We start from the raw sequence: 12,618 nt of genomic DNA on the forward strand, positions 1-12,618 counted from the left end.
TTACAGTGAACGGAGATGGTACAAACGATACATGGGATATCAAGAACATAGAGAGCTTCCCGAATGCGGAGTTTTTGATCTACAACCGTTGGGGGAACCTTGTTTGGAAGAGTTCAGGTTATCCGAAGAAGTGGGACGGCATGAACTTCCGCAATGGAGAGATTCTTCCGGATGGCACCTACTTCTACATCATAAACCTTCACAGCCAGATTTATACAGAGCCATATACAGGCTGGGTACAGGTAGTGAAATAAAAAAAGAAAAATAAAATTACATGATCAGGTTACTTTTTCTACCTGATTATGTAATTCATTATAAAAGATGCCAACTGTGGCATATACTCTACGATCAGCGGTAAAGAAAAGTAAACAAAATCATATTATATAACTAAATGTCGATTTATAAATACGCCTTGTATGTATGAAAAAAATAGTCGGTTTATTAGTATTTTTTATATATAGTTGTGTCCTGCAGGCACAATCCATTTCAGGTATTGTCAATACATATACGCCAGTAACAAATCTGCCGGTTTGTAATCCTTGCGCAGGAAACTGCAATACAGTAACCGTCGTTTCAACAGCATCTTTTTCAGTAGGTGACAGGGTCTTGATCATTCAGATGAAAGGCGCGTCAACAGATCTGACAAATACATCATCTTTTGGAGAAATATCAAACTATGCTGAAGCAGGTAATTACGAGTTTAAAACAATTCAAAGTATAGCAGGTTCGGATATAACCTTTACAACCGGTTTGTCAAATACATATAACGCTGCCGGCCTGGTACAATTGGTTCGCGTGCCGGTGTATGCCAACCCAACAGTAACGGGTGTATTAACTGCTCAGCCATGGAACGGTATGACAGGTGGTATTCTGGCAATTGAAGTTACAGGTACACTTACCTTATCTGCAGACATTGACCTGAAAGGTTTAGGTTTCAGAGGAGGTATCAGTATTACAAATGGTTCTGCCTATCCTTGCGGCCTGACAGATTATTTTTATTCAGGAACAAATTATGATAATGCAGCTCCCAAAGGAGAAGGTATTGCCGAAATTCTTAGCGGATACGATTTGGGAAAAGGAGCTTATGCCAATGGCGGTGGCGGCGGTAACAGCCATAATGGCGGCGGCGGCGGCGGTTCGAATGGTGGTAGTGGTGGTAACGGCGGCAATGATTATTGCTCCGGCACTATTTTATCCGGAGGTGTTGGAGGTTATCAATTGAATACAAGTGGAGGAGCAAAAGCATTTTTAGGCGGAGGTGGTGGTGCCGGCCATCAGAATAATGATGTCGGAACAAGCGGCGGCAATGGCGGTGGTTTGATTTTTATCAAGGCAAATCAGATTGCTGGTAATACACATGTCATTGATGCTTCGGGAGCTTCAGCGTTGAATACTACAGGAAGCGGTAATGATGGAGCCGGTGGTGGCGGCGCAGGCGGGACAATCAAGATAGAAACAAACACCATAACAGGAGCATTAACGATTCTTTCCAATGGGGGCAAAGGCGGTGACATGACTTATACCGGTGGCGGCCATGCACCGGGCGGCGGCGGTGGCGGCGGCGTTATTTGCACTTCACTGGCTTCTATCCCGGCACTCGTAACAACAAGTGTTGTGAAAGGAAACTCAGGGATCGTTACTGCAGATGGAACCACATTAGGCGCTCACAGCGGGATGGACGGCGTTGTTATGACCTCATGCCTTACAGTACCTCCGGTAGGGCCAAAAAAAATCATTGCGAATTTAGGATCAGATGTTGTGTTGTGTAATCCAATCAGTACAACATTGAATGCTGGCATTACCGGTTCATGGTACACATATAAATGGTACCTGGATGGTATACTGTTGCCGGGAGAGACAGGATCGTCCATAATAGCTGCTGCACCGGGCGAATATAAAGTTGTTGTAAGTTCTACCGGTTGTCTGGATGGAAAAGATTCCGTCGATATTTCTACGAAAGCGGCAGTACCGAATAATACGACCTTTTGTGCGCCACCTGCAAAGGCAGTTACTCTTTCAGTAACCGGTACAGGAAAATACAAATGGTGGGATGCCGCTACCGGTGGCACAGCGCTGGCCAAGGGGAGTACATACACACCAACGTTATCGGCAACATCAACATTTTATGTAGAAGATACGGCTACGTTCTCATATGGCAATTTTACACCTGTCAATATGCTGACATCGTTCAACAATCGTTCTGGCGGCTCCAATACATATATGGCATTTAATGCATTAAGCGCATTTACCATTGATTCTGTAACATTAAACATTCGTACATATAATACGAACACTGATAACTTAGTCATTAATCTTCGCCAGAAAGGCAACCCTGCCATACTTGCAACAAAAGGCTTGCTGGTCACAGGACCGTGCAATTGTACAAAAGATTATTCCGTGCAGTTTTATCTGGGTTTTGCTGTTCCGCCGGGTAATGATTACTATCTGGAATATGCAACAGGAAGCGTGAATGTACATTGGGATGGTTCCGGAGCATCCTATCCATATTCAGTACCTGATATTATAACAATCACCGGGTCTGTAGATGGTAGCGGCAATGCACTTTCCTGGGCGCCTACTTCATACGGCTTTTTTTACAACTGGAAAATTTCAGCGGGTATTCTGTGTAAACGTGTACCGGTTACAGCAACATTGTTTTGTCCGCCGCCAACATGTGTGAAACCAAATTCAGTTTCTGTTCAGTTGGGTGCAGGTGTGAATGACACCTTGTGTGCAGGTAGTCCGTTGAAGCTGCAGAAAAATGTTATTGATACAAGCAGCATTTCCTCGTTGAATGGATTTTATTTTTCCTGGAGAAAAATAAACGGTGCTGGTAGCGTATTACTCACAACACCTTCAAAGACGTATGCCGACCTTTCCATAACTTCTGTAACAGCGGCAGATTCCGGGGATTATTATCTGGTTGTACAGGATGGCCTGAATGCAGGCCCTTTATGCAAAGACTCTGCAGCGGTCAAAATAACCATTAACAAGGCTCCTTCAACAAAAGGCTTGATCGAAAGCCATCAGGAACTTTGTCTGGGTAGCGCCTCATCTGTACTTACAGAATTAGCGCCGCCTAAAAACTATTTGGGCAATCCTGTATACCATCAATGGTACACTGCGAAAGACAGTACCGGTACCCCTGTATTGACGAAGATAACAGGCGCAACGGCTGTGACGTATAATGCCGCAAATCCAACTGCAACATTATATTATGTTCGTAAAGATTCAGTTAAATACTGTGCTGCCATACAAACAAATTTTGTAAAGATCCGGGTGAATAATTCTGTAATACCTGATAAAATAGTTCCTATAGAAAATGATACACTTTGTGAAGCGATTGGCAGTATATTCCAATTGAAGGGTTTGGTTGACAGCATCGGGAAAGCATCTTTAAATAAAGGATATTATTTCACCTGGATGAAATTGCAGCAGCCGGCTACAGTTCCCGTGGTTGTTGGTACACCCGGGGCATATGCAGACTATCCGCCTGTAAGCCGCCTGGCGGTTGAAGCAGATTCCGGCACGTATTACCTGATTGTGCAGGATGGTGCGGGTGCAACGGTTTGTATGGATACACTTAAAACAAAAATTGTTGTTTATAAAACCTGTACGGTAATTCCTCCGCCATGTAAAAAACCAATTTCAGTTTCTATAAAAGTAACGGGAGGTATATCTACATTGTGCAGCGGCAGTTCGTTACATCTGCAACTCGATGTTATTGATACATTGCCAAATCCTACAGGAGGATATTATTTCTCCTGGGTAAAAGAGAATGCACTTGGAATCACTGTTCTTACCGGTCCGTCGCTGACATATGCAGATCTGCAGATTCCTTCAGTTGTTGCCGCGGATTCCGGAAGATATTATCTGGCAGTACAGGATGGCCTCACGGCAACAGCTTCCTGCATCACGGCTTCAACAGCTATTCCTGTTATTATTCATGAACCCATAACTACACCAGCTGTCATTGCCAAGTCTGATACCATCTGCGAAGGCACTGTGCCTGTTTTGTTTACCGAGTTGTCTCCTTCATCCGGTTCTACCGGTACGCCATACAGATACCAGTGGTATGAGTCGGCCGATAGTTTTAAGACCATTGCAGGCAAATCAATACTGACAGGCGAAACGCTGAAACAGTACCAGGCACCGGCATTATCGGCAACAACCTATTTTGTGCGGATTGATTCCGCAGGTAATTGTCCGGCAGTTGCTACAAACATTATCACTATACAGGTTGATAAAAAGGTAGTGCCCGGCAGCATAGGGAACGACACAGTTATTTGTGCAGGGAATCCTGTAAACATGTTTCTTGAAAAGGCTCCTTCGTCGGGAGGTATAGGTACTTACTCTTATCAATGGCAACAGTCATCGGATAATATAATCTTCAATGATATTATCGGAGCAACCAATAAAACTTATCAGTCGCCTAATATTTTCAACCGGACATATTTCCGACGCCTGGATGCATCGGGCGTATGTACGACTGCTGTCACAGATACCATTACCGTAGATGCAGTACCGGGTGTGGACCCGGGAACCACCTCAAGTGCAAATCCATCCATTTGTTATAATACCATCCCGCCGGCATCATTACTGAGTTTGTCGGGAGCTACCGGTGGCACCGGTGGACCGGGATCAGAAACATACCAGTGGCAGCAGTCTGCAGACCTGCTGATCTGGAATGATATTCCCGGGGCAACGAGCCTTAGCTATACGCAGGCAACAGCACTGACAGATACAACCTATTACAGGAGAAGGGTCGGAATGGGATCCGGTTATTGCGACACTTCCTATACAATACCGATTGCGATCAATGTTTATGCGCCTCTGCAGGGTGGTACCACAGGCAATGATGCTACTGTATGTGATGGTACAAGTGTTTCACTGGTGGAACTGGTTCCGGCTTCCGGTGGCGGTGAACCCGGTGCCCAAACCTATACCTGGGCTGTTTCATCTGATAAAGGCTCCACATGGACCGTTGCGCCAGGTATCGTTGATCAGGTCGGTTATACGAGCTTACCATTATCAGACACAACCTGGTTCAGAAGAATAGTAACAGCAGCCTGCGGAAGAGATTCAAGTAATATTGTTGTTATCCGTGTGGATTCAATCAGCCACCCGGAAGTCACAATCAATGATGGCGTTACTTGTGAAGGTGTTGATATTACACTGACAGCGACAGCAACCAACGTTGGTACATCGCCAACATTCACCTGGCAGAAAGGTTCTTCTGATACCGGGCCGTGGACAACCATCAGCAGCGCAGTTACTGCGGCTTATACAATTACCAATCCGCAGACAACAGATAGCGGCACGGTATATAAAGTTATTGTGTCTTCATCGGATCTGTGTAATTCCGGTGACGTGGATATAACCGTAGTACTGGTGGTACCTAAAGTAATTGTGCCGGTTGTAACCGCGGGAACGCCTGCAACACTTCTGTGTGACACAGTGCAGTCAGTCACGTATACCGCTGCGCCGGTGCAGGGACAGGGAACAACTCCGCTTTATCAGTGGTATGATGCAAAAACAAATTTACCGATTGCGGGGGCAACGAATTCAGTTTATACACCAGCTGTAAAGCCGGCAACCGGAGATAAAGTTTATGTACAAATGACAAGCGACCTGGCGTGTGCGAATCCGTCAACGGCAGTTTCTCCGGTTATAACACTGGAGGTACGTACAAAACCGGTTCCGCTGATGTTGAACAGAGATACAACCGTATGTACACCGAGAGAAGTAATCATACGCACATCAGGTTTGCATACAGGCAATACAGTTCAATGGTATAAAGACGGAGTAGCAATTCCACTGGCGACGAATTCGATTTATATTGCTACCGCGGCAGACTTTCCCGGTGGATTATATACCATGCAGGAAGACAACGGTATATGCGCCACCTATACGGATACAATTAAGGTAAAAATGCTGGCAAGCCCTTCTGCAGATGCAGGTACAGACATTCATGCGGTAGAAGGTGAGACAATAAATTTAAACGGCGCTGTGAGTGCGAACACGACCAACTTTGTATGGAGCCCGGGGTACGGCCTAAGCGATGCATATAATTTGCAGCCATCTCTGACTGTTCCCTCAAATAACATGACTTATACATTGATTGCATACAATAACTCCAACTTGTGTTCAACAGCAGATCTTGTAACCATCTATGTTGAGAAGCGCATTCGCATACCAAATGTAATTACAGTAAATGGCGATGGCGTAAATGATACATGGGATATAGAAAGTATAGAGAACTTTCCGGATGCGGAGTTCCTTATTTATAACCGTTGGGGAAACCTCGTTTGGAAAAGCGCAGGATATTCAAAACAATGGGATGGAACAAATTACAGGAATGGCGAAGTACTGCCTGATGGCACATACTTCTACATCATTGACCTGCACAGTGTAAAAGTTAAAAATACATTTACAGGCTGGGTTCAGCTGGTAAAATAAAATATTAATTTGCAGGCAGCGGTTACTAAAGGCCGCTGGGCTGTATTAAATCAAAAGAAAGACACAAAGATTTTGCGTTGGCCTATTCAATGCCTTACAATTCAAATAAGTTTTATGAAAATGAAGTTGCTTCTTGCTGCAGTCCTTTTGGCATGCAGCTATCTGGGATACGCACAATGCGGAACGGAAACATTCAGTGTGACAGACTGGTGTGAGAATTCGTATGCTGAGTGGAAAATTACCAACCCTGATCCTACAGCTAAATACCATTGGTATGAACCTGTGTACAATGCTGCAGGAACAACCATTGTTGATACACTGGATAGAAACTATGGTGAAAATGCGGCAGGTACTGATTTTGTTTCACCTTACAGATATACAACACCTTCACCTACACCTACGACTCCCAATTGGGACTACCGTACATTCTGGTATGTAAAGGAGAAGCCGGTAAATTTCAGCTTGGCTAATCCTACGGTTGAGAATCACTCAGTTGCTCCGGCAACCGGTTATAGCATGAATTTTACTTCATCACTTGAAACGCGTATCAATTATGTTACCATTCCATTTTTCTCTTACTATGTGGATCCTTCAAAGACCTGGTATGTGCAGGTTCAGATAGGTACTAAATATTCAGCCATTTATTATTTCAACTCAACCAACCTTACGAAAGTAACATCAAACGTATACTTGTTACGTGTACCGGTATTCATTGATACTCCGGCAGGCTCATATACCATGACCGTTGTTACAAACCCTGCTTCACCAACTGCCGGTACAGTTGCCATCGGTACAAACCAGCTGGATCTGGCTATGCTGAATACAGCTACTACCTTCCCGATCAACAACACAGCGGGTATCAATATTACCGGCGCATCCAATTCCGGTAAGTCCATGATTTATAAATGGGAAACGGATACCTATTGCCCGTATACATTAACTCCGCCGGCTAAAAAAACAACAACAGGTTGCTGCGTACCCGTGCTTACATCGGATGTTGTGGTAGCATCTAATCCTATAATTGTTAGCGGCACTGATAACTCAGTTCTGAATGTTACTGTATACGAAAGTACTTCTAATTATTTCCAGTGGTATAAAAACGGAACCGCTACTGTTGGAGGCCCTGGCATGACAAGCATTACCGTTAATCAGGCTGCGACCTATTCTGTACGTGAGGTAAAACTGGCAGCGAATGTAAATAATATCAGCTGTTACCAGGAAACCGCAGTGACTGTTCAGGAGCGTGCTTTATTCACCAAAGTAAATAATCCAAAGGCAAGTTATTGTGTAGGAGATAAAGTTACGGTTGAAGCATATGGTTCAAACATAGGTTCTGTTTCCTGGTCTCCGGCATCATTGGCAGCCTCTCCGAATTCAAAAATCACAGATGTAACATTAAGCGCAACAGGAACATTAAATTTTACAGCAACTGCACAGGTATTCACAGGTCCTTCTGTAATCAACGGCGACTTTGAATCAGGGAATACGGGCTTTACAAGCGACATGACAAATACTTCAGGTACACCTTCCAGCGGTCAGTACCGGATTGATACGTATGTAACGGAACAACAGTCGTACTGGAGCACATCAGCGCCGGGGACTCCTGCTACACAAATGAAAGGCTCAGGAAAATTTTTATACTCGGATGGTTTTCAGACTTACCAGCCGGGAAGCATTATCTGGAAACAGACAGTTACAGGCCTGAGTCAAAGTCAGGATTATACTTTCTCCATGGATCATGCAAATATTTCCTGGAACTCAGATCCATCCAATACCGCGCGGGTAGCAGATATCGATACGAAATTTGACATTTTCATCAACAACTTTAAAGTCGCTACTTTCACAACCGATGGCCAGGGACAGTACGCAGGTGTTGGCCGTTGGAAAACAGACCAGGTCGTATGGAACTCAGGTACAGCTACGCAGGCAGTAATAGAAATCAAACAGCAGGTAAAAGGTGGTGCAGGATATGATTTTGCTATTGATAATATTCTGTTCGGTGGTCCGGTGACACAGACATCAACAGTAAGTGTAGGTCCGATCGCAGATTGCTTTGATGTAATACCAAGCCAGAGCGCCTGCGTAGGAGCAAATAAAACATTAACGGCGAAAGCAATCAACACCGTTACAGGTGATGAAGTTGGAGTTATCGATCGTTGGGAAGCGCCGGTAGGAACAGTTGTTGGTACCGGAAAGACAATTACTGTTTCTCCGTTGACAACAACAACTTATACTGTATATGCACGGTTCCCTGCATCCAACCTGATCCAGAACAGTGATTTTGAACTGGGTGTCAATGGCTTTAAATATGGTACTGCGAATGGATTGTATAACCAGGGGAATTCACAGGGAAACTTCTCGGTGCTGAAAAACCCCACCACTACAGGTTGTGGTGGCTACTGTGTGAATTTGGGTGACCATACTTCAGGTACAGGTAATATGTTATTTGTCGATCCGCAGAGTGCAGATGGAAATGTGATTGCATATGATTTCAATGCGATCGGCGGGCAGAGCTATCTGTTCTCTTTATGGGTAGCGAATGCTGTAAATTTTGCAAGCAATCCAAACCCGCTTCTTTCAAGCGTGAGTTTCATTGTCAATGGTCCGGGTGTAACCAACCAGACCATCGCAAGCATCAATACATCAAAAGACAATGTATGGAACCAGTTGAGCGCTGTATGGACACCACCTTCCAATGGTGCATATACGCTAACAATCCGTGCAAAAGGAGATGCGACCTTACAGGCAGCACAACCAGGAAACGGAGGTGGTAATGACTTCGTGATTGATGACATTATTTTAGCGGAACCAACCAGTAAAGTTTATTCCAAAACCATTGTGGTGACACCTTGTGTTACGTGTACAAAACCTTCTACGGTTGTGATCACAACACCGGCAGCGTCTACACTGGCGATCTGCCAGGGTACGGCACAGACTTTATCGGGCTCTGTAACGGTAACGGCAGCATCCACTGCAGCAGGCGGATTTAAATATTCATGGATCAAAGTAGGAACAGCAACTCCTTTACAAACTGCAGCTATTACCCTGGTTGCGAACACAGCTACACCTGTTCCTGATTATACAGGCATCACAGGTGCGTTGACAGATGCAGGTAAATACATATTACGTGTGGAAGACGGATCAACCGGAGCCGCAGCCTGTTTCACAGATGATACCTTGACATTAACGGTTAATCCGAAACCAACGATCACTTCTGCATCAACTGGAACGATCTGTTCAGGCATTGCACAGAACTATACGATTACAAGCAGCGTTCCATCCAGCTATGCATGGACAAGAGCCATAGTAACAGGAGTAAATGGGAATGCAGCTGGTTCAGGTTCTGGTAGCCCGCTTACAGACGTTTTAACGTTAGACCCTACCATTACAATACCAACAGCAGTTGTATATAAAATTACACCGACATCAACAACCGGAAGTTGTGTAGGAACAACATTTGATTATACCGTAACGGTTAATCCGAAGCCGGTGATTACTTCTTCGGCGACAGGAACAGTCTGTTCAGGAATTGCGCAGAACTATGCGATCACAAGTAATGTGGCATCTGGTTATGCATGGACAAGGCCTGCCGTTACGGGAGTGAATACCGGTGTAGCTGGTTCCGGCTCAACGAGTCCGATTACAGATGTATTGACTTTAGGTTCTACTATTATAATTCCCACTACAGTTGTATATAAAATTACACCAACAGCCACTACCGGAAGTTGTGTGGGAGCAACGTTTGATTATACGGTAACAGTAAACCCTACACCAACGATCACTTCATCAAATACAGGCGCTATCTGTTCAGGTATTGCACAGAACTATGCAATTACCAGCAATGTGGCATCGAGCTATGCATGGACAAGGGCTGCCGTTACAGGAGTTACTCCAATTACAGGTTCCGGCTCAACAAGCCCGATTACAGAGCCATTGACCTTAGGTTCTGCAGTAACAATACCAACAACGGTTGTATATAAAATTACACCAACAGCCACAACCGGAAGTTGTGTGGGCGCAACGTTTGATTATACGGTAACGGTAAATCCGAAACCGGTGATTACTTCAGCAGTAACAGGAACAATCTGTTCCGGTGTTGCACAGAATTATGCGATCACCAGCAATGTGGCGTCAAACTATGCCTGGGCGCGTGCAGCTGTTGCAGGTGTTACACCTAATACAGGATCCAGCTCAACAAGTCCTATTAATGAAACGTTAACAAATTCAAATGCGGCAGCAGCTGTCGTGCAATATGTGATCACACCAACCTCTACTTCAGGAAGCTGCGCGGGAACACCATTCAATTACGACGTAACCGTGAACCCGGCCCTACCGGTAAGTGTGAGCATTGCAACACCATCGACAACAATCTGTGCGGGAACAAGCGTAACGTTCACCGCAACACCAACAAATGGTGGCACAACACCAACGTATCAGTGGTATAAAGGAGCAGTTGGATCCGGAACGCCGATTTCATTAGCGACTAGTGCAACATACACAACTACGACTGCAGCAAATAATGATAGTTATTATGTAATGATGACCAGCAACGCAACTTGTCCGACTGGAAACCCTGCAACATCTAATGCAGTTGTTATTACTGTAACAACCGTTGTTACTCCGGCAGTAACAATCACAGCTTCACCAGGCGGAGCAATTTGTGCAGGCACAAGCGTAACATTTACAGCCACACCTGGTAATGGAGGTAATGCTCCAACCTATGAGTGGTTCATCGGAACAAATTCTCAGGGAGCCCCAAGCACAACTGCAAATACATTTACAAGTACAGCATTGGTAAACGGCGATCAGGTGAGCGTAAAGATGGTGAGCAACTCAGGCTGTGCAAGCACACCGAATGCAACATCCAATGTGATCACGATGACGGTTAATCCGAATGTGACACCGACGGTAACGTTGACAGCAGATAAGACTACGATCTGTCCGGGAGATCAGGTTACCTATACAGCAACTTCTACAAATGGTGGTACACCAACTTATACCTGGAATGGTACACCGACAGCTGCCGGTACAGGAGCTACATACACAACAACGGCGCTTACTTCGCCGAACTCTGTAACGGTAACGGTAAACAGTACACTTACCTGTGTAACTTCTGTAACAGCAACTTCTTCACCGGTAATGGTAACGGTAACACCGGTACCAACGATCAGTGTAAGCATTGCTCCGGACGTAACGAGTATCTGCGCCAACAATCCGGTTGTATTTACTGCAACAGTAAGCGGTTCAGGTTCTACGCCTGCTCCGACCTATGAGTGGTTTATTACAGGGGTTGGGTCACAAGGTGCACCAAGTACAACAGCAACCACATTTGCAACTTCTGCTCTGACAACAACGAATAATAAAGTATATGTACAGGTAGTAAGCAATGCAACCTGCGCAAGCACTACACCAGTTTTGAGTAATGTTGTAACAACCACAGTAAATGCCGGTATTGGTGCGGGTACAATTGGTATCGACCAAACAATCTGTTACAACGGCACACCCGCAGCTATAACAGAAACAGCAGCTCCGGCCGGAACGGCAGGTACATTGACTTATGTGTGGCAAGAAACAACAACTCCCGGTGTAGCTTCAAGCTGGGGACCTGTAACCACAGGTGCACCGACAAATGGCGGAAAAGATTTTACGCCATCAGGTACCTTTACTTCTGATATCTATTATAGAAGAATTATAACGGATGCAGGTACACCGGCACCTTGTAATACAGCAACAAGTAATGTTATTCATATCACAGTACGTCCGGATTTTGTGGCAGGTACAATCAGTACAGATCAAACAATTTGTTCAGGAGCTGTACCGGCAGCATTTGCAAACGTAAGCTTGCCTACTGGTGGTGATGGGGCGTATACATACAAATGGGAAAAAACGGATGCACTGGGTAATTTCGGACCTGTTTCAGGAACGTCGAATACATATGCATCCGGTGCATTGACTGCTACTACAAAGTTCCGTCGTGTTGAAACATCAGGATGCGGCACTGTATACAGTAACGTTGTAACAGTAACCATTACCTCACCTGAAACAGTAACAGCGAGCATCAATGATCCGGGTCAGGTATGTGCAGGTTCTGCAGCGTTTACGTTCACAGCAACGGCAGCGACAACCGGTACAGGTACATTGAGCTATGAGTGGTACTTA

3 protein-coding genes are annotated in these 12,618 nt (G+C 45.0%); all 3 read left to right on the forward strand.

Annotated features, from left to right (window positions below; all coding sequences use genetic code 11):
- On the forward strand, positions 1-254 hold a 254-nt coding region (locus ACTHJT_RS16965), incomplete at its 5' end, for a gliding motility-associated C-terminal domain-containing protein (RefSeq protein ID WP_440240408.1).
- 166 nt (positions 255-420) lie between these two features.
- A complete protein-coding gene (locus ACTHJT_RS16970) occupies positions 421-6,459 on the forward strand; it encodes a gliding motility-associated C-terminal domain-containing protein (RefSeq protein WP_440240410.1) in 6,039 nt (2,012 codons plus the stop codon).
- A 120-nt stretch (positions 6,460-6,579) separates the two neighbouring features.
- Positions 6,580-12,618: beta strand repeat-containing protein (locus ACTHJT_RS16975; RefSeq protein ID WP_440240412.1), on the forward strand; the 6,039-nt coding region annotated here is incomplete at its 3' end.

Origin of the sequence: Cytophaga sp., assembly GCF_051961495.1 — a bacterium.
GTDB lineage: Bacteria > Bacteroidota > Bacteroidia > Cytophagales > Cytophagaceae > Cytophaga.